Raw genomic sequence first — 19,733 nt, forward strand, 5'->3', positions numbered from 1 at the left:
CCTGCCATTTTGCCTTACCCCGGCGTTTCCCCGGGCGTCTCCCCACCGGCACCGGCACGCGGATGCTCGGCGTCCTGGAGGACCTCGTTGTGGCGGAGGAACCAGGGCTTAAACGGCGGATCAAAACGGGCAAACCGGGGCAAGCCCACGGCGCGTAGGCCTGCATTCGTCAGGGCTGCCTGCAGTTCCAGGTTCCGTTGCTCGAAAGCGCCCTTCGAGCCGCCGCCGGAGAACACCTTCGCGGCCACGAAGGACCCGGGCACGGTCCGGATCCTGACCTTCGGATCTGACGGTACCGGGGCAGTTTCAGCTGTCATTCCCGCCGGCAGGACAAAGGCCACCACAAACTCTGCCGCACCGTCTGCGCTGGTCAGGGACCCGCTTTGGAGCACCGGGGCGGTCATCGCCAGTTTCTGGGACGGGCCGAAGCCCTGCACAACCGGGGCGGTCATGGCTACCGACTGCCGGGCAGCGTTGTTGCCGCTGATGTAGTTGAAGAGGTATCGGAAGGCCGCGTTGCCTGCCCGGTCGAAGCTTGCGTTGACCCGGACTTCGGCCACCACGTGCGTCGGATAGTGCCGCAACTCGAAATGCGGGTAACGCTGGACAAGTTCGAAAGGCTGCTGTTCCGTCATGGTCTTCAGACCATACGCCCGACCGACGACAGGAACCAGTGCGTTCCAGCCCTGGTGCCCGCCGGAATGTCGGCGGGCTTTGATAGCTTGAGGACCAGAAGGGCGGTCGGCGCTGACGCCCGCAGGCCCAGCCTTAGAACCAGCAGCGCGTCAGTTATCGGGGGCACAGTGTTTTTTCTTGAACCGGACGTGCCGGGTTCCGCACCGGACCTGGTTTTTTCCGCGAGCGACCTCGTCACGGCAGCCGGTTGTGAGTATCAGGTGCTGCGCAAGCTTGACGAGAAGCTGGGCCGTGCCCCCAAAGCCGGGTTCGAAGCTGACGAGATGCTCCAGCATGCGGCAGTGCTCGGTGACCGCCACGAACTCAAGGTCCTCGCAGGCTTTGTCGAGGAGTTCGGTCCTTGGAATCCCGCCACCGGGCGGGGGGTGTACGACGTCGCGCCTGCCCAAGCCATGGACCGCACGACGCTGCTGTCCAAACACCACGAATCCCTTGAAGCCCTGCGCTCGGGGTCAGACGTGGTGTTCCAGGCCGCCTTCTTTGACGGCCAGTTCCATGGCCGCTCCGACTTCCTGGTCCGCCAGGCCGACGGCAGCTACGCGGTGTTCGACACCAAACTGGCCCGCCATGCCAAGGTGACCGCGCTGCTCCAGCTGGCCGCCTACGGTGATCAGCTGCTGAAGGCCGGGATCACACCGGACCCCGCCGTGACCCTGATTCTCGGTGCCACCGTACCGCTCCCGGGTGGTGGCTTCGACTACGTCCGCACCAACCACAAGCTGGCCGAGATCCTGCCGGTCTTCCGCGAGCGCCGGGACCGTTTCGTGGCGTTGACCGCCGCCCATCTGGCGCAGCCGCAGAAAGTGCGCTGGGGTGCGGCCGGGCTTAGCGCCTGTGGCCGCTGCGACTACTGCCAGGAGCAGGCCGCAGCCACAGACGATTTGCTGCTGGTGGCGCGGATGACTTCGGCGCAGCGCAAAGCCCTGCACGCCCGGAAGATCTTCACGGTCAGGGCACTCGCCCAGGCTGACCTTCCCGGAGCGAACGCAGCCCTGCTGCGGCTGCAGGACCAGGCCCGGATGCAGAGCGGGGTTGGCGCTGCCGACGGCGGAGTCCGGTACGTCAAGGACGGAACGGAACACGCCCTCAGCTACCGGGTGGTCCCGGAGAACTCCCTGGCGGAGCTGCCACCTCCCAGCGCCGGTGATATTTTCTTCGACTTCGAAGGCGATCCGCTGTGGCAGGAGAGCGCCACCGGGGTCTGGGGACTGGAGTACCTGTTCGGCGTCGTCGAGGCCCCGGCAGGGCCCGGCTTGGCAGGGGTGTTCCGGCCGTTCTGGGCGCACAGCCGGGAGGCAGAGAAGCAGGCGTTCCTCGACTTCCTCGACTATGTCCAGCAGCGCCGGCAGGAGTATCCGGATATGCACGTCTACCACTACGCCGCTTACGAGAAGACTGCCCTCCGGAAGCTCTCCGTACTGCACGTCGCCGGCGAGGACACCGTCGACCGGTGGCTGCGCGAAGGACTCCTGGTGGACCTGTACCAGACGGTCAGGACCAGCATCCGAATCTCCGAGAATTCATACAGCATCAAGAAACTTGAGCCGCTCTATATGGGGACGAACCTGCGGTCCGGGGACGTCAAGGACGCCGGCGCCTCCGTGGTTGCCTACGCCCACTACTGCGATGCACGCGACGACGGCCGGGCCGGGGAGGCTGCCTCAATCCTCGCCGGGATCTCCGACTATAACGAGTACGACTGCCTCTCCACCCTGGCGCTCCGTGATTGGCTCCTGGACCTGGCACGGGAGCGCGGCATCGGGCCGGACGGTGCCGGCGGGGCTTCCCCTGCTGCTCCCCCCACCGCCGGCTCCGGCACCGACGCCGCACCGGGAACCGCTGACCTCGATGAACTGGAAGTGAGGCTTGCCGGGCTGGCGGAGGCCGGCGTCGGGCTGTCCGGGAACGACCGGAGGGCCGTTGCGATGCTGGCGGCGGCGGTCAGCTACCACCGCCGCGAGCGGAAGGCCTTCTGGTGGGCGCACTTCGACCGCTGCGAGAACGGCCCCGACAGCCACCACCAGCAGGACCGCAACGTCTTCCTCGTCGAGGACGCTGAAGTGTTGACGGAGTGGCGCAAGGAAGGTGCCAAGCTCCCGGAGCGGAGGGTAAAGCTGATCGGCACTCTTAGCCCTGGCTCCGATCTTCGTGCAGGCAGCACCTGGTTCCGGATGTACGAACCGCCGCTCCCGGCCGGGCTCGAGGGGACGGGGATAAACGGGAGCGGTCGCAACGGGTGGTTCGGAACGGAGGTCCTGGAGCTCGGCCACGAGGACGGCCGGGATACTGTCATCATCCGCGACAAGCTCCGCCGTGGCATCGAACCTTACGGTCAGGTGCCCGTGGCGCTGACCGAAGACCAGCCCATCCAGACCAAAAGCCTTGAGGAGGCCTTGGCCACCCTTTCCGGCGACGTCGCCGCCGGATTAACAGCCGCGCCGCCTGGTTTCCCGCGTCACCCGGCGCTGGATCTTGTCCGCCGGGTTCCGCCGCGGCTGGTTTCCGGGGCGCCGCTGCCTGCGCCGGGTGAGGGGCCGGACCGTTTTATTAACGCGATCACCGAGGCTGTTAGGTCCCTGGACCATTCCTATGTCGCGGTCCAGGGACCGCCGGGGACGGGCAAGACCCACGTGGGGTCCCATGTCATCGCCCGGCTGGTAGCCAGCGGCTGGAAAGTCGGTGTCGTCGGTCAGTCCCATGCGGTGGTGGAGAACCTGCTCACAACAGCTGTGGCTAAGGCCGGCGTCGATCCTGCCTGCGTGGCCAAAGACGTCAAACACCAGGAACCGCTCCCGTGGGATCAACGGTCGGCGCAGGATGTTGCGCGGCTGCTCGCTTCCCCGGGCGGCGCCCTGATCGGCGGGACTGCCTGGACGATAACTGGCGCTAACGTTCCGGCCGGATCCCTGGACCTGCTGGTCATTGACGAGGCCGGCCAATTCTCGTTGGCCAACACCCTTGCCGTGGCGCAGGCGAGCAGCCGCCTGCTCTTGCTTGGCGATCCCCAGCAGTTGCCGCAGGTCAGCCAGGGCAGCCACCCCGAACCCGTGAACGACTCAGCGCTGGGCTGGGTTTCGGCCGGCCATGCCACGCTGCCGCCGGGGCTTGGTTACTTCCTGGCCGACTCGTGGCGGATGACCTCGCAGCTGTGCCGGGCCGTCTCCGAACTCTCGTATGACGGCAAGCTGCGCTCGGCCCCGGCCGCGGACCTCCGCCGGCTCGAGGGAGTTCCGTCCGGGATCGAGACGGTGCTGGTGGAGCACAGCGGCAACACCACGTCCTCGGTCGAGGAAGCCGCCGAAGTTGTCAGGCAGGTACGCCGCCATGTGGGGCTGAGCTGGCATGCGGAGGACGGCACCCGGCCGCTGGCAGGTGCGGACATTCTGGTGGTGGCTGCGTACAACGCCCAGGTCAACGTGGTTCGGGAGGCCTTGGAGGACGCGTCCCTGGCTGGCGTCCGGGTGGGAACCGTAGATAAATTCCAGGGCCAGGAAGCCGCCGTAGTGATTGTGTCCATGGCGTGTTCGGCGGTGGCCGAGGCCCCGCGCGGCATGGAATTCCTGCTCTCCCGCAACCGGATTAACGTGGCGGTGTCCCGGGGCCAGTGGCGCGCGGTGCTGGTCCGTTCGCCTGAGCTCACCAACTACCTGCCCCTGCACCCCGAAGGCCTCGAGCAGCTGGGCGGGTTCATCGGGCTGTGCCAACGCTCTGTCGCGGCCGGTAGCTAGTCCGGCTAGGAGTGAACCGACCCGGCCAGCAGGAGCGCCTCATCGAGCACCGTGCCGAAGTTCACCGGATTGTGCGCGAACCGGCCCAGGAAGAGGCCGGAAACGCCGTCCAGTGCCGGCAGGAGTCCGGGCTTGGCTGAGCCGCCATAAATGATGGGCAAGTCGGCCCGTCCCGAGGCGGCAAGGTTGTTCCGGAGCCGCGCTACGACGTCGGACACGTACCCGGCAGCGGCTGGTTCCGGCGCACCGATGGCCCAGACGGGCTCGTACGCGATGACGAGCCGCGAGGCAAGATCCCAGTCGCCGTCGACGGCGGACCGGATCTGGCGGTACACAACGTCCGCGGCGCTCTCAGCATTGCCGGCGTCGGCCTCTCCGACGCACAGCAGCGCCGTGAGCCCGGCGTCATCCGCGGCCCGGATCTTGCGCGCCACCATCGCGTCGTCTTCTCCGAAGTGGCGCCGGCGCTCGGCGTGGCCGATCTCCACCAACCCGACGCCCAGCTCGGCCAGCATGGACGGGGCAACCTCCCCGGTCCATGGCCCGTCGGCCCACCCGCAGTTCTGCGCGCCGAGCAGCAGCGGCGAACCGGCAAGCAGCGTGGCCGCGGCCGGCAGCACCGGGAACGAGGGGATAACAAACGGGACAACCCGCCCGGCTGCGAGAGCCGGGCGGGTGTCCACAACATGCCGCAGCCGTTCCAGCCAGTCCAGGCTGTCCCGGTATCCCAGGTACATCTTGGAGCTGACACCCACCAGGATGCTGCCGGCGGTGAATTGGAGGGCGCTGCGCTGCTGCATTGTTGGTGCTTTCTGCTGGATCGGGCGGAACGGCTTGGTTTACTTCTCCAGCAGTTCGTCCGCTTTGTTCTTGAACCGCTTGGTGGCGAACATCATTGCCGCGGCCAGGAAGGGCAACACACCGAGGGCGTAGACGCCCATGGTCCCGGTGTCCGAGGCGGTGGCCTGGTTGACAGTGGTCCGCAGGATCGGTGCCACAAATCCGCCGAGGTTGCCCAGCGAGTTGATCAGGCCAATACCGGCAGCCGCGGCGGTACCGGTCAGGAACGCCGTCGGGTAGGACCAGGCGATCGGGCCGATCGAAAGGAAGCTGCACACGGCCAGCGTGATGAAGATGATGCCGAGGGCAGGCATGTGGTTCGCGCCGGCCCACGCGGAACCGAAGATGCACAGCCCGGTGGAGATGAACAGCCCGGTGCCCCAGACCCGGCGGCGGACCACCGTGTTGGCGGCCTTGCCGATGAAGTAGCAGGCGAAGATACCGAAGAACCACGGGATCGCGGCCAGCAGACCGACAGCAAGGCCAACCTTCTGGCCGGTGAGCTGGGCTACCTGCTGCGGGAGATAGAACGTTACACCGTAGACGGCGATCTGGAGGCAGAAGTAGATGACGGTGAAGTACCAGACCTTGCCGTTCTTCATGGCGGCGAGCACGCCGCGCGGGCCGGACTCTTCCTTGACGGTGTCCTCCAGTGCCATGACCTCCAGGAGTGCGCTCTTCTCTTCCTTGGTCAGGAACTTGGCGTCCTGGGGGCTGTTGATCAGGAAGAAGAACGCTGCAACGCCGGCGAGAACTGCCAGCATGCCCTCGCTGAAGAACATCACCTGCCAGCCCTGGACACCGGGAACCTGGTCGCCGATGTTGATCAGCCAGCCGGAGAGCGGCGCGCCCAGCATCTGGGAGAACGGCTGGGCCAGGTAGAAGATGGCGAACATCTTGACGCGGACCTTGTTGGGGAACCACGCGGCGAGGAACATGATGACGCCCGGGAACAGGCCGGCTTCGGTGACACCCAACAGGAAGCGCAGGATGATGAACGACGTCTCGCCCTGGACGAACGCGAAGCACGCCGAGACGATGCCCCAGGTGATGGCGATGCGGGCCAGCCAGATCTTGGCGCCGAACTTCGTCAGGAGCAGGTTGCTCGGGATTTCGAACAGGGCGTAGCCGATGAAGAAGATCCCGGCACCGAGGGCATAGGCGCCGGCAGTGATGCCCTTGTCCACGCCCAGGGCGGCTTCGGCGAAGCCCACGTTGGTGCGGTCTAGGAAGGCCACCACGTACAGGATGACCAGCATGGGCATAAGTCGGCGGGACGCCTTGGAGATCGCCGATTTTAGGACCGGGGTCTCCAGAAGGTCCCTGGTGGACGTTGATACAACGGACATCAAAACTCCTCGTCGAGCAGATTAGTTGAGTGAATCAGGTGGGTGGAGCGGTCAAAACGATGTTCTCTAGCGGGACAAGGCGATGATCATGACCCCGGCCAGGCAGGCCAGGATCCCGACGGCGAGATAGATCTTCCGTCCCCTGCTCCACGACGCGAATCCGGAGGTTGCGGTCTTACTCGGTTGTGCCACGGTGCTTCTTCCTTAGTGCATGTAGAGTCCGCCATCCACATTCAGCGTCTGGCCGGAGATGTAGCCGGCGTCCTCGCTGATGAGGAAGGCGATGGCGGCCGCGATGTCCCGGGTGGAGCCCACCCGGTTCACGACGAGGTCTTTGGTCATCTCGTCCTTGCGTTCCTGGCTCAGGGTCCCGCCCATAATGTCGGTATCGATGGGGCCCGGCGAGATCGCGTTGACGGTGATGTCGTATTCACCGAGTTCGCGGGCGGTGGCACGGGTCAGCCCAATCACGCCGGCCTTGGCCACGGAGTACGGGGTTTTGGAGTAGGTGCCGCCGCCGCGCTGGGCGGAGACTGAGGAGATGTTGACGATGCGGCCGATCCGGTTCTTGACCATGGACTCGGCGACCCGGCGGGTGGCGTAGTGGACGCCGTTGAGGTTGATGCCGAGGACCCGGTCCCACTCGGCCGCGTCGAGTTCCAGGTACGGGACCGGGGAGCTGACGCCGGCCACGTTGGCGAGGGCCACGATCTGCGGCAGTTCGGCTTCGATCGCGTCGATGGCTGCACGGACGGAGGCCTCGTCGCCGACGTTGGCGCCGGCACCGAAAGCCCTGACGCCGTACTCGGCCGCGAGTTCCTTGGCCGCGGCCTTGCACCTGGCGTCGTCGAGGTCGATGATGCCGACGTTCCAGCCCTGCGCGGCCAGGTAGTTGGCGGTGGCACGGCCGATGCCACGCTCCGAAACGGCGCCGGTGATGATGACTGTGCGTGCTGCGGGGAAAGTGCTCATAAAGCTGCTCCTGAACGGATAAAAAGTGGAAGTGGCGGTGCTAGTTGATGGGCGCGGGGCCGAGATCGTCGATGAGCTTCTGCATCGCCACATAGGCCTTGTTCCGGTAGGCGATGAGCTCGGGAGTACGCTCGGCGGGGACGTTGAGGAAACCGGCACCGGTCTTCGTGCCCAGCTTTCCGGCGTCGACCAGCTCGCTGAGGATCTTCGGCGTCGCAAAGCGTTCCGGGAATTCGCTTTGCAGCGACTTGTAGCAGAAGTTGTAGACGTCCAGCCCTGCCATGTCGGCAATGGCGAACGGCCCAAAGAACGGCAACCGGAAGCCGAAGGTGGTGCGGACCAGGGTATCGATGTCCTCGGCCGTCGCAATCTCCTGCTCCACCAGCTGGGCGGCCTCGTGGAACAACGCATACTGCAGGCGGTTGAGCACAAAACCGGTGACGTCCTTGACGACGGCGGTCTGCTTGCCGGCCGCGTGGACAAGGTCGCGGACGGCGCCGATGGTGGCCGCGGTCGTCCCGGCGTGCGGAATGATTTCCACGCCCGGGATGAACGGTGACGGGTTGGAGAAATGTACCCCCAGGAACCGGCCCGGGTTGGTGACCGGTTCGGAGAGTTCCGCGATGGAGATGGTGGAGGTGTTGGAGCCGATGACCGCGTCCGGACGGGCCGCGGCGCTGATGCGAGCCAGGGTCTGGTGCTTGATCGCGATGACTTCCGGGACGGCTTCTTCGATGAAGTCGGCGTCGGCGACGGCCTCCTCGATGTCCCTGGCGGCCCAGAGGTTCTGCTTCAGGATCTCGGTGGAACCGGCCGGGAAAAGCCCCGCGGCGACAAACTCATCGGATTCGGCCAGCAGCCGGTCGTAGTTCTTTTGCGCCACCTCGGCGGACACATCGGCCAGCGCTACGCGGGCACCGCCAAGGGCCAATACCTGCGCGATCCCACCACCCATGTAGCCGGAGCCGACGACGGCGATCTTGCGGGCGGCGTTAAGTGCACCCGCCGCATCGATGGACTGTGCAGCCTCGCTGCTGAGGTTGTCGGTCATGGTCAGACTGCTTTCGTGTAGTCGGGCTCGTAGGAGCAGATGGCGTCCACCTTGGCGGCGGAGGAAGAATTTTCATCAAAACGGTGGCTGAGCCATTCGCCCACGAGCTTCTTAGCCAGCTCCAGGCCGATGACGCGCTGCCCGAGGGTAAGCACCTGGGCGTTGTTGCTGAGCACGGACCGTTCCACGGAGTAGCTGTCGTGTGCAGTGACGGCACGGATGCCGGGAACCTTGTTGGCCGAGATGGCGACGCCGAGTCCCGTGCCGCAGATCAGCAGCGCCCGGTCGGCTTCGCCGTCGGCGACTTTTCGGGCGGCAGCGACGGCGACATGCGGGTAGGCGGTGGTGTCGTCGGCGCCGACGCCGACGTCGTGGACGGTGGCGACGCGGGGATCCGCCTCGAGCAGCGCCTTCAACGCCATCTTGTATTCGACGCCGGCTTCATCGTTGCCGATGACAACGCGCCAGCCTGTTGCTGTGCTCATGCCTGTGCTCCTTGCTGTGCCGGTCCGGGTTTGACGGACGCGAAATCGATCTCTGCGGTGTCAGGGTATTCGGTGTTCAGGTGCGCTGAAATCCGCGCCGTAATAAGGGCGAAGGAAATGGCTCCGGGGTCCGCGTGCCCGAGGCTTTTCTCCGCAAGCGGCCGGGCGCGGCCCTTCAGCGGACGGAGCTTGGCGGTATCCTCGGCAGCGGTCTGCGCTGCGGCGGCGGCGCCGGCGAGCGCCCCAGCGACGGACGCACCGCCGTCGAACGCGGTGACAAATGTGTCTTTGAACGGCAGCAACGCGTCCACCATGGTCTTGTCTCCCGGTTCTGCTTTGCCGAGTTCGGTGATGGCGTCCGCAAAAGCGGTGACGGCGGCGGCGGCATCTGCTCCCGAATAGTCCTCCCGGTTTCCCAGCGCAAGTCCGGCGGCAATGACGGCGGAACCCCAGAGCGCGCCGGAGGTGCCGCCGGCGCGCTCGCTCCAGGCCTCCCCCGCCGCGGTGAGGACCCGGGCAGCCGAGGCGCCGCCGTCGAGGGCCACCGCCTGCTCGGCCGCCGTGACAGCTGCGTCGACGCCGCGCCGCATCCCGATGCCGTGGTCCCCGTCGCCGGCGATGGCGTCCAGGCGGCCCAATTCGTCTTCATGCTCGACGACGACGTCGCGCACCTGGCCCAGGATTGCCGCAGCCCGCAGCCCGAGGCCCGCCGCTGCCGCGGTGGGGTGTTCGACGTCGGCTGCCGCTTCCGTTTCGACCAGCGCCTGCTGGCGCGGGCGGCGCGGACCCAGGTTTCCCTTGCGGAACGCCGGCGTGTCCGCCGGTGCTCCCCAGTACCGTTCGAGTTCGTCATCAAGCCAGAGCAGGGTCAGGGAAAGCCCTGACATGTCCAGGCTGGTAACAAGTTCACCGCATTCCGGTTCCACAACTGTGAGACCGGCCGCGACGAGGAGCTTTTCGATTTTCCCGAAGAGCAAGAACAGTTCGTCATACTTGACGGTGCCGAGGCCGTTGATGATCGCCACCACGCGGTCACCGGCGTCGTGCGGCTTGTCGGCGAGCAACCTGGAGACGAGCAGTTCGGCGAGTTCCGAGGCCGTGGGCATAGGGTGTTCGGAGATTCCCGGTTCACCATGGATGCCCAGGCCCAGGGACATCTGCCCGGCGGGTACGTGGAAGAGCGGTTCGCTGGCGCCGGGAAGCGTGCAGCCCTCGAACGCGACACCGAGGGAACGGGTCCGGTAATTCGTCCGGATGGCCAGCCCTTCGACGTCGTCCAGCGTCAGTCCGGCCTCGGCGGCGGCGCCGGCGACCTTGAAGACGGTCAGGTCACCTGCGATTCCGCGGCGCTTCTCGATCTGCTCGAGCGGAGCGCTCGCAATGTCGTCCGTGACCAAGACGGTGCGCGTTTCGATACCTTCGGCGTTGAGGCGGAGTTGCGCCTGGCCGAAGTGCAGCACGTCCCCGGCGTAGTTGCCGTAGCTCAGCAGCACGCCACCGCCGGCGTTGGCGGCCTTCGCGACCCGGTAGACCTGGCCGGCTGCCGGGGAAGCGAACATGTTGCCGCAGGCCGACGCGGTGGCAAGTCCGGGGCCGACGAGTCCGGCGAAGGCGGGATAGTGGCCGGAGCCGCCGCCAACCACCAGTGCGACCTGTCCGGCGGGTACCTCGGTGGACCGGACGACGCCGCCGTCCACACGGGCTACGTAGCCTCGGTTGGCTGCCACAAAGCCGTCCAACGCCTCATCCGCGAAGTCCGCGGGGTTGTCGAAGATCTGGGTCATGGTTCCTCTTTGAATCCGTGGTGGAGGTAATTCCGAAGTGGAGCAGGAGCAGCGGAAGTCAGCGGGCCGCCGTCGGGAACTGGCCTAAACGCCGGCGAGTTCCGCAGCGGCCGGCTGCTGGCGGCCCTGGGCCACCTGGCTGCGGCCGAGCGGATAGCCGGCGGTCTTGGGCAAGATGCGGCCGCGGAGGTAGTCCTGGTTGCTGGCCGTCACACTGAGGCCGTCGCCGCCGTAGTGCTCGGTGCACAGGATGCCTTGGAAGCCGACCGAGAGGGCGATCCGGAAGGCCTCCCGGTAGTTGATCAGGCCACTTTCCATCGGCGCCGGCATCGCGACGTACATGTCGCGGGCGAGGTTTTCGTCGCGGATGTAGTTCTTCATGTGCCAGTAGTTGGAGTACGGGAGTGTTTTGGCAACCATCTCCCGCCAGTCCTCGATCGGGCGGTGCACGCGGATCAGGTTGCCGAGGTCCGGGTTGAGGCCGACGTTATCCAGTCCGATGTCCTGCACCAGCTGCACCGATGAGTCTGCGGTGCCCAGGTAGGTGTCTTCATACATTTCAAGCGAGAGCAGGAGGCCCGCGTCGGCGGCGTGCCGGCCCAGTTCACGCAGGCGGGTGACGGCTTTGGCCCAGGTCTCTTTGTCGCCCACCGGGTCCTTGTGCCCTTCGACTGTCCAGAACCACAGTTGTTTCTGCTGTTCGGCGGTGAGCGCCTGGTGGAGTCCAAACGAGACCACCTCGCAGCCAAGCTCGGCGGCAGCGTCGATGGTTCGGTGGCTGTAGGCCAGGTTCGCTTCCCAGTTCCGCTCCTCGATGACACTGCGGCGGATGGCGGAGATGACGGGAATGCCGATGCCGACGTTGTCGGCGGTCTGCTTGAACTCGGCGAGGCGGGTGGGGCTCAGGTCGCCGGGGCGGACCCAGCTGTCGGTGAGGTCCGCGTTGGTGAAACCAGCGTCCTTGACTTCCTGCAGTACCGCGGCCCACGCCGTTGCCTCAGCGTCGTTGATCGGGGTTCCCGCGGCGTCAACGCCAGGGAACTGCAGCAACGCTGCCGTGATGGGCCAGTTTTCGGCTGTATAGGCCATGGGTTCACTCCTTCGTGGAATCCTGTTTCCTATAGGATTTACTATCAAATGAATGTTGTCAAGGTCACATCCATGATTGCTGGCAACAATCAAAGATCCTATAGGGACAATCCCTGCCTGTGAAGGGGTCAGTTGTGAGGTTCCCTTGGGGGCCGGCTCAGCCGGCGGGCGCGTCCGCGATGGCCCGGCCACGTACCCTGTACACGTGGTCGGACATGGCTGCCGCGGCCCGGTCCGGGTCCCCGGTTGCTAGGGCGTCCAGGACGGACTCGTGTTCGGCGATGGCGTACTCCGCGTCGGTGATGCCCACTCCCCCGAAGAGGCGGAAACGCTGGACCTGCCCGCCAAGCGCCGCATAGGCGGCGACCATAAACTGGTTACCGGTGAACTCCGCTATCAGCCGATGAAACCTCTCGTCCGCCTCCAGATAGTCGCGGTATTCGGCAAACGACGGTCCCCGCGGCGCGGACCTGAGATCAGCGACGGCTCGGCCCAGCTCGGCGAGATGCTCCGGCGTCAGCCTGGCGCAGGCGAGCCGGGCATTGACCGGCTCAATGGCCAGCCTTGCCTCCATCAGTTCCGCGAAGTCCTCTTGGGTAAACACCGGCGCCACACGATAGCCCTTCAGCGCCACCCGGCGCACCATGCCGGTGTGTTCGAGCCGGGCCAGCGCTTCGCGGACCGGAGTGGGGGACACGTCCAGTTCCCGTGCGGTACCGTCGATGCTCACCACGGCCCCCGGTTCCATCCGGCCGTCCATCAGGGACGCCAGGAGTTCCTCGTAGACGTGGTCTGCAAGGACCTGTCGGCTAACGGGTCGGCCTGCGGGTCGGCCCTGAGACAGGTTCCCGGATGAAGCTGGTTGCATGGTCAAATCCTATAGGACTGCGCCGTTCGGATAGGCATGGGCGCTGCGCCCGGACCCACACCGGACATGCCCATCCCTGCTTCCAAGGGCCGACGGGACATGCCCATTCTTGGAGCCCAATCCGGTGGCACATGCCCATTCTTAAACACCAACAGTGGGCAGAATGGCATTCTGCCCACTGTTGGTGATCGCGGAGGGACATGTCCCTCGGTCACAGTGATCGAGGAGGGACATGTCCACCCGCGGGAGGTATTCCGGGGGGTGCTGCGGCCCGGGGCCTAGTTCTGGTACGCCGGGTAGTCCGTGTAGCCCTTGGCGCCCTCGCCGTAGAAGGTGGACTGGTCCGGTTCGTTGACCGGGAGCCCTTCCTGCCAGCGGCGGACCAGGTCCGGGTTGGCAATGGCGGGGCGTCCGACGACGACGGCGTCAGCGTGGCCGTCAGCGACCAGCGCGGTGGCTTCCTCCCGGGTGGTGATAACACCGAAGCCCGTGTTCAGCAGGAACGTGCCGCCGAACCGGGTGCGCAGGTCCTGCACCAACTCGCCGGTGGGGTCCTGGTGCAGCACACTGAGGTAGGCGAGCTTCAGCGGGGCCAAGGCATCCACGAGCTGGCCGTACGTTGCCTTGATATCGGCGGCGTCAAGCTCCACCGCGCCCTGCACATTGTGCTCGGGTGAGATGCGAATGCCAACCCGGTCGGCACCCACGGCGTCCACCACGGCCCGGGTCACTTCAATCACAAAGCGCGCCCGGTTCGCCGGGGAACCGCCGTAGACGTCGTCGCGCTGGTTGGCGGACGGGGCCAGGAATTCGTGCAGCAGGTACCCGTTGGCGGAGTGCAGTTCCACGCCGTCGAATCCTGCGGCAATGGCCTTGCGGGACGCGGTCACAAACTCCTCGACGATGCCCGGCAGTTCGTCGGCGGTCAGGGCGTGCGGGACGGGGTACGCCTTTTTGCCCTCGTAGGTGCGGGTCTCGCCGTCGATCGCGATGGCGCTGGGCGCAACCACCTGGTGGCCACCGTTGGTGTCCTCGTGCGTGACGCGTCCGGCGTGCATGACCTGGGCGAAGATCCTGCCGCCCTCGGCGTGAACGGCGGAGGTGACGTTGGCCCAGCCCTTGAGCTGTTCCTCGGTCACCAGGCCGGGCTGGCCCGGGAACCCCCGGCCGGTATGGCTGGGATACGTGCCCTCACTGACTATCAGGCCGAGGGATGCCCGCTGCCGGTAGTGCTCGACAACCAGCGGGCCGGGAATGCCTTCCTTACCGGAGCGGACGCGGGTCAGCGGCGCCATCACAAGTCGGTTGGGCAGTTCCAGCTCGCCGAGAGTCATCGGGGAAAACAGCATGCGCAGTTCCTTTCACCAGGGATTGGGTTCACTGGCTGCAACTGCGCGGCGCCTGCAACTATTCCGGGTGGGACCCGGATCACTACGGGTGGACGATGATCTTGACCGCGGTGTCGTTGTGGTGGATCAGGGTGTCGAAGCCCTTGTCCACGAGATCATCCAGGGCGATTCGTCCCGTGATGAAGGGTTTCAGGTCAACCTTCCCTCCTGGACGAGCTTGATCGCGGCCTCATGATCGCCGCAGTAGGCGATGGTGCCGCGGAGGTCGATTTCCTTCAGGACGACCTTCTGCATATCCACGGTGGCCGGACGTCCCCAGATCGAGACGTTGACAACGACGCCGGCCGGCTTCACGACGTCGAGCATGGTGTCCAGCACGGCATTCACGCCGGCACATTCAAAGGCTGCGTCCGCCCCCGCACCGGCCGTCAGTTCCAGCACCCGCGCCTTGACGTCATCCGAGCTCGGGTCCAGCACATGGTCCGCGACTCCCGAGGACATCGCTTTTTCCTTCCGGGCCGCCGAGAGCTCGGTGACGATCGTTGTGACGCCCAGGCCCTTGAGGACCGCTGCGGTCAGCAGGCCAATCGGGCCCGCACCGCCGACGACGGCGACGTCCCCGGCCTTGACGTCGCCCCTGCCGACGGCGTGATAGGCCACCGCGAGGGGTTCGATGAGGGCGGCTTCGTCCAGCGGGATGTCGCCGACCGGGTGGACCCACCGGGTGTCGACGACGACCTTCTCACTCAGGCCCCCGCCGCCGCCCGCCAAGCCGATGAAGCCGAGTTTGGTGCACAGGTTGTAGTGGCCGCTGAGGCACGGGCCGCATTCGTTGCAGACGATATATGGTTCCACCACCACGCTGTCTCCGACGGCGAGCCCGGTCACACCCTCCCCCAGTTCCTCGATGGTGCCGGAAAATTCGTGCCCCAGGGTGACCGGGGCTTCCTCGTGGGAAATCGGGTGGGGGTGGCCGGGCGGCGGGGTGAAGATCGGCCCTTCCAGGAATTCATGCAGGTCAGTCCCGCAGATCCCGCACCAGGCGACGGCGATCTTCACCGCTCCGGGGCGCAGCTCCGGCTCCGGAATATCTTCGATCCGGAGAACCTCACGGGCATGGAATCGTGCTGCTTTCATGGTGGTTTCCTTCGCATTTCGGGCCGTGGATGCGCCCGGTCAGGCGCATCCACGGCATGTCGTTGGATTGTCACAGCAGGAGGCCGTCACCCCAGTGTGGTTCCCGGGGCTGTGAATGTCACGGCGTGTCCGGGTCAGCGTGTGTGATGCGTGGGCTGACGTTCGAACACCGGCGTCGGCAGCCCCTCCATCCTGGCCTTGAGCTGAAGGGCCAGGTAGTTGGAATAATGGCGGCTTTGGTGCAGGTTGCCACCGTGGATCCAGAGGTTCTCGACGTTGGTGGGCTTCCACATATTGCGCAGCTCGCCCTCCCACGGGCCTGGGTCCTTGGGCGTATCCGAGCCGAATCCCCAGCACTTGCCGACGGCGTCGGCCACCTCGGGTGAGACCAGGTCGGCCAGCCATCCGTTCATTGATCCGTATCCGGTGGCGTAAATGATGGCGTCGGCTTCCAGCTCGGTGCCGTTGGCCATTACGACGGCGTTCCCGGTGATCTTCCCGACCTCACCGTTGGCCAGCTTGACCCGGCCGTCGATGATCAGTTGTGAGGCGCCGACGTCGATGTAGTAACCGGAGCCGCGGCGCAGGTATTTCAGGAACAGTCCGGAGCCGTCGACGCCGAAGTCGAGGTCGAAGCCTGCGGCCTCCAGCTGAGCGTAGAATTCCGCGTCGCGCTCGGCCATTCGCGCATAGACGGGGATCTGGGCGTCGGGCAGGATCCGGTAGGGCAAGGAAGCGAACAGGAGATCGGCTTTCTCCGTGGTGACCCCGTTAGCCAGCGCCTTTTCGGAGTACAGGTCGCCGAGAGCCAGATCCATCAGGGACTCGCTCCGGGCGATATGGGTCGAGGACCGCTGGACCATGGTGACGTCCGCGCCGTGTTCCCAGAGGTCGGCGCAGATGTCGTGGGCCGAATTGTTGGAGCCGATGACCACGGCCTTCTTTCCGGTCCAGTCTCCGCCGCCCGGGTGCTTGGAGGAGTGGTACTGCTCCCCCAGGAAGGACTCGGCGCCGTCGAACGCGGGGACGCTGGGGTATCCCGAGACGCCCAGGGCGAAGACGAGCTGCTTGGGGCGCAGGGTGACCGGTTCGCCGTCGCGCACCACCTCCACCACCCATTCCTTCGTGGATTCATCGAAGCGTGCGTTGGTGCATTCGGTCTTGGACCAGTAGTTCAGCTCCATGATCCGGGTGTAGTTTTCCAGCCAGTCGCCGATCTTGTCCTTGGCCGCGAAGACCGGCCAGTCGTCCGGGAACTTGATGTAGGGCAGGTGGTCGTACCAGACCGGGTCGTGGAGGTGGAGGGACTTGTAGCGGTTCCGCCAGGAGTCACCCGCGCGCTCGTTTTTCTCAATGATGATGGTGGGCACGCCGAGCCTGCGCAGCCGGGCCCCCAGCCCGATTCCGCCCTGGCCGCCGCCGATAATGACCGTGTAGGGCTGGTCCTGGTAGCCGAGCCGGGCTTCCTGTTCTTCTTTTAGTTCAAGCCAGGACTTGCGGCCCCTGGTGATCTCGTGGGCGACGCCCTTCTCCCGTTTGGCTCCCTTTTTCTCCTCAAAGCCCTTGAGCTCCTGCATGGTGGTCAGCAGGGTCCAGCACTTGCCGTTCCGGATCCGCAGGTGGGCGTACCCCCGGGCCTGGGCGGTCTCGAAGTTCACCCACGCCTCGGCGTTCGCAGCGGCGCCGGTGGCATCCTCGGCGAGGGTCCAGTTCCTTGGCTGCACGTCGTTCAGTGTCGCATCGAGCATCCGCCGAATGTCCTCTTTGCCCTCGAGGGTTTTGAGGTTCCAGGTGAACGAGACGAAATCGCGCCAGTACGAATCGTCGTCGAATAGTTCCAGCACGGCGTCAATGTTGTGGTTCCGCAGCGCCTCATCGAAGTGCACCAGCCACGTCTCAACCACGCTGTTTGGAGTCTCAGGCATCTTTCCTCTTTCCCTTGCTGACGGCGGGCCGTTCCCCTTGCATAACGTCCAGACCATGCGGTGACCCGCATCACAAGTAGAGTTCGCAGGGGGTTACAATCGGGTTACACAGGTCTGCCAAGCTGCTGCCCTCCGTCTCCGGCGGCCGGTGGTCTGCCGCACCTGGACGGGTGCAACGATTCGATGGCGAGTTGGGAGGGTCAGTATGGGGCTGAGCAACAGCTCGATCCTGAACTCCGCGGACCTCAGGTTTTCCGCGCCCGAGGAGTACGCCCGGACGCTCCGGGCGGCACACGAGGCGACCATTTCCGGCGCTCCCGATCCGCGCCTGCCGCCGTCGCTGATTAAATCCTGGCAGCGTTCGCTCGCGCTGGGCATTAACCCGGATCAGCACCGGCCCGTTCACCGGCATGAAGTTTCCGAAGCACGTTCCTTGAGTGCCGGCCACCGGTTGGCGGCGGTTATGCCCGCGCTGTCCCAACTGCTGGCGGATGAGACCGCGACCGGGCGCCATTTGCTGATCGTCACGGACCATGTGGGCGAAGTCTTGTGGCGGATTGGCAGCAGGCAAGCCTTGCGGCTCGCGGACTCCTTGGAGTTTGTCGAGGGCGCCGACTGGTCCGAATCGGGAGTGGGCACCAATGCCATCAGCGAGGCGCTGGTAACGGGGGTTCCGGCGCAACTCTTCTCCGCCGAACACCTCGTGCGCACGCATCACGACTGGGCCTGCACGGCATCACCGATTCGTGACCCTTTGACCGGGGACGTCCTCGGAGTCTTGGATGTATCCGGCCCATTCGAATCGGTCACGCCGGACAGTCTTCGCCTGGTGCGGTGCGGAGTGCGGCTGGCCGAGGAGCTGTTGAAGTCCGCGACCCCTCCCGCCGGACCGGATCGCGACGCCGGAAGTACGTTAGCGCTGAAGCTGAGACTGCTGGGGGACGCTCCTTCGGCCGCGCTCGACGGCGATACTCTCCGCCCGCTGACACTGCGCCGCGCCGAGATCCTGGCGCTGCTGGCATCCCGTACCCAGGGCTGGAGCGCCGACGAGTTGGCCTACGAAATTCACGGCGATGCCGGTACCGCGGCAGCCATCCGGACCGAGATGCACCGGATCCGCAGCCTCCTGGGCAGCGTGGTGGAAGCAAACCCTTACCGTTTTGCAGCCGGCGTCACGGTAGATTCCGATGCTGCACGGGTTGCCCGCCATTTGCGGGCCGGCCGGGTTGCTGCTGCGTTTGCGGCCTATCCGGCCAAATTCCTCAACCGGTCAGCCAACCTCGCCATCGGATTCCTGCGCGACGAACTCAACGAAGCGGTTGGCGCCTCCGTCCGTGCCAGTGGGGATGCGCGCCTTATGCTGCAATGGTGCTTGAGCGACATGGGCTCCGTCGATACGGCCGCCGCGGCCGCCGCAGCGAAGCTGATGGGCCCGGATGATCCTCGCGGCCAGCTGGTGAACGCCCGAATGGAGCGGATCGACCGGGAACTGCGGGCTTAGGCTGTGCCGGCGCGAAGCTGGCGCAGGCCGAAAGCCTGGCTCACTGCTAAGGAGCAGGCGGCGCGATGCCAGGGCAACCTTGACCCAGCGGGTTACGCAGGCAGTCGTCAGCGTAGTTTCGGGTGATGGAGCGCCAGACGCTGATGGTCTGCGGCAGCGAACTGAATTGTCCTTGGCCCGGGATAGGCAACGGCGGGCCGCCATTGACGGAATACGTGCCCTGGAAATGTGTCGTCAGCACCACGGAAAAGTCGCCGGTTTTCGGGTAGACGTGGCTTGTGGCAGTCTTTTCGCCCCAGCGGTCCTGCGGGAGCGGTCCACCGGCCGAGAGCTGTGGGCCCAGCGAGGTCCCGTCGCCGTAGCCCCAGGTGTATTGGACGGGCTTGGCGAAGACGTGCACCTTCTGGCCCAGAATCGTGATGTCGAACTGCTGCTCCGTCGCATTAGCGAAGAAATTGGTCTCGGCTCCCCGGAGTGTGTGCGGACTCGGTTGGGCCGTGACTGATGCTGGAGCAATTGGCAATTTTTGGAACTCCGCCTGCATCATGGCCGCGATTCGATCCAGCACGTCCGCCGGCCTCGGATCAAAGAGACACGTGGGCCCCGAATGATAGGTCCACGTTGGATTCGGCACGCCGGCCGGGGCCTTCAGCCAAACAACGGGAATTCCGCCCTGGCCATCGGGGCCGCTTTTGCAATCCACAAGGACGGCAAGGCATTCCGTATCAAAGTCGCCGGCGCCAAGATGGCATTGAAGTTCGTACTTGTACTGGTTGGGATCGGAAAGCGCTGTGCCGGGCTCGAGCGCCACGAACTTCCCCGAGGCCGGATCCAGCCGCCAGCCGCCGACATTGACGCCCTGGTTGCCAAAACCGGCATCGATGTCATCACCGTCTGCGTAGGCAACGTAAGAGAGAAGACAAAGCCCGAAGGCTATTGCCGCGCCCGCCACAATCCGG

General features: G+C 65.7%; 15 protein-coding genes and 1 pseudogene. 2 read left to right on the forward strand and 14 right to left on the reverse strand.

What is annotated here, in order from left to right:
• Window positions 1-14 precede the first annotated feature (14 nt).
• Window positions 15-635 carry an SOUL family heme-binding protein gene (locus ABIB49_RS07920; RefSeq protein ID WP_226776450.1) on the reverse strand — a complete coding sequence of 207 codons (621 nt, stop codon included), beginning with the start codon at window positions 633-635 and terminating at the stop codon, window positions 15-17.
• Window positions 636-803: 168 nt separating this feature from the next.
• Here ABIB49_RS07920 and ABIB49_RS07925 point away from each other — a divergent pair, with 168 nt between their 5' ends.
• Complete coding sequence (locus ABIB49_RS07925; protein WP_282360115.1) at window positions 804-4,424, forward strand: TM0106 family RecB-like putative nuclease; 3,621 nt, start codon at window positions 804-806, stop codon at window positions 4,422-4,424.
• 5 nt (window positions 4,425-4,429) lie between these two features.
• On the opposite strand, the gene ABIB49_RS07930 is transcribed toward ABIB49_RS07925, so the two are convergent.
• The 12 genes and pseudogenes from ABIB49_RS07930 to ABIB49_RS07985 form a co-directional block, all read right to left on the reverse strand.
• A complete protein-coding gene (locus ABIB49_RS07930) occupies window positions 4,430-5,224 on the reverse strand; it encodes a triose-phosphate isomerase family protein (RefSeq protein ID WP_282360114.1) in 795 nt (264 codons plus the stop codon).
• A gap of 39 nt (window positions 5,225-5,263) precedes the next feature.
• Window positions 5,264-6,613, reverse strand: coding sequence for an MFS transporter (locus tag ABIB49_RS07935; protein ID WP_282360113.1), 1,350 nt, complete (start codon window positions 6,611-6,613; stop codon window positions 5,264-5,266).
• 66 nt (window positions 6,614-6,679) lie between these two features.
• Window positions 6,680-6,805: a hypothetical protein gene (locus ABIB49_RS07940; protein WP_256447068.1), complete on the reverse strand. Its 126-nt coding sequence runs from the start codon at window positions 6,803-6,805 to the stop codon at window positions 6,680-6,682.
• Window positions 6,806-6,817: 12 nt separating this feature from the next.
• Window positions 6,818-7,585, reverse strand: a complete 768-nt coding sequence (locus tag ABIB49_RS07945) for an SDR family NAD(P)-dependent oxidoreductase (protein WP_282360112.1) — start codon at window positions 7,583-7,585, stop codon at window positions 6,818-6,820.
• Window positions 7,586-7,625: 40 nt separating this feature from the next.
• Window positions 7,626-8,636, reverse strand: a complete 1,011-nt coding sequence (locus ABIB49_RS07950; RefSeq protein ID WP_282360111.1) for a 3-hydroxyacyl-CoA dehydrogenase family protein — start codon at window positions 8,634-8,636, stop codon at window positions 7,626-7,628.
• Window positions 8,637-8,638: 2 nt separating this feature from the next.
• Window positions 8,639-9,121 carry a ribose-5-phosphate isomerase gene (locus ABIB49_RS07955; RefSeq protein WP_282360110.1) on the reverse strand — a complete coding sequence of 161 codons (483 nt, stop codon included), beginning with the start codon at window positions 9,119-9,121 and terminating at the stop codon, window positions 8,639-8,641.
• Window positions 9,118-10,905: a dihydroxyacetone kinase family protein gene (locus tag ABIB49_RS07960; RefSeq protein ID WP_282360109.1), complete on the reverse strand. Its 1,788-nt coding sequence runs from the start codon at window positions 10,903-10,905 to the stop codon at window positions 9,118-9,120. Before ABIB49_RS07960 ends, ABIB49_RS07955 begins: the two co-directional genes overlap by 4 nt.
• Window positions 10,906-10,989: 84 nt before the next feature.
• Window positions 10,990-11,994, reverse strand: a complete 1,005-nt coding sequence (locus ABIB49_RS07965; RefSeq protein ID WP_282360108.1) for a sugar phosphate isomerase/epimerase family protein — start codon at window positions 11,992-11,994, stop codon at window positions 10,990-10,992.
• 157 nt (window positions 11,995-12,151) lie between these two features.
• Window positions 12,152-12,862: a GntR family transcriptional regulator gene (locus ABIB49_RS07970; protein WP_226776441.1), complete on the reverse strand. Its 711-nt coding sequence runs from the start codon at window positions 12,860-12,862 to the stop codon at window positions 12,152-12,154.
• Window positions 12,863-13,140: 278 nt separating this feature from the next.
• Window positions 13,141-14,211, reverse strand: a complete 1,071-nt coding sequence (locus ABIB49_RS07975; RefSeq protein WP_354156902.1) for an alkene reductase — start codon at window positions 14,209-14,211, stop codon at window positions 13,141-13,143.
• 82 nt (window positions 14,212-14,293) lie between these two features.
• A pseudogene (locus ABIB49_RS07980) lies at window positions 14,294-15,348 on the reverse strand (2,3-butanediol dehydrogenase).
• A gap of 134 nt (window positions 15,349-15,482) precedes the next feature.
• On the reverse strand, window positions 15,483-17,273 hold the full coding sequence (locus ABIB49_RS07985; RefSeq protein ID WP_354156903.1) for an NAD(P)/FAD-dependent oxidoreductase: 1,791 nt from the start codon (window positions 17,271-17,273) through the stop codon (window positions 15,483-15,485).
• A 205-nt stretch (window positions 17,274-17,478) separates the two neighbouring features.
• On the opposite strand from ABIB49_RS07985, the gene ABIB49_RS07990 reads away from it, so the two are divergent.
• Window positions 17,479-18,774 carry a GAF domain-containing protein gene (locus ABIB49_RS07990; RefSeq protein ID WP_354156904.1) on the forward strand — a complete coding sequence of 432 codons (1,296 nt, stop codon included), beginning with the start codon at window positions 17,479-17,481 and terminating at the stop codon, window positions 18,772-18,774.
• A 46-nt stretch (window positions 18,775-18,820) separates the two neighbouring features.
• On the opposite strand, the gene ABIB49_RS07995 is transcribed toward ABIB49_RS07990, so the two are convergent.
• The gene (locus tag ABIB49_RS07995) at window positions 18,821-19,726 is read right to left on the reverse strand and encodes a hypothetical protein (protein WP_354156905.1); all 906 of its coding nucleotides are present in this window, start codon (window positions 19,724-19,726) and stop codon (window positions 18,821-18,823) included.
• Window positions 19,727-19,733: the final 7 nt, after the last annotated feature.

Source organism: Arthrobacter sp. UYCu512, from assembly GCF_040547075.1.
Taxonomy (GTDB): Bacteria; Actinomycetota; Actinomycetes; order Actinomycetales; family Micrococcaceae; genus Arthrobacter.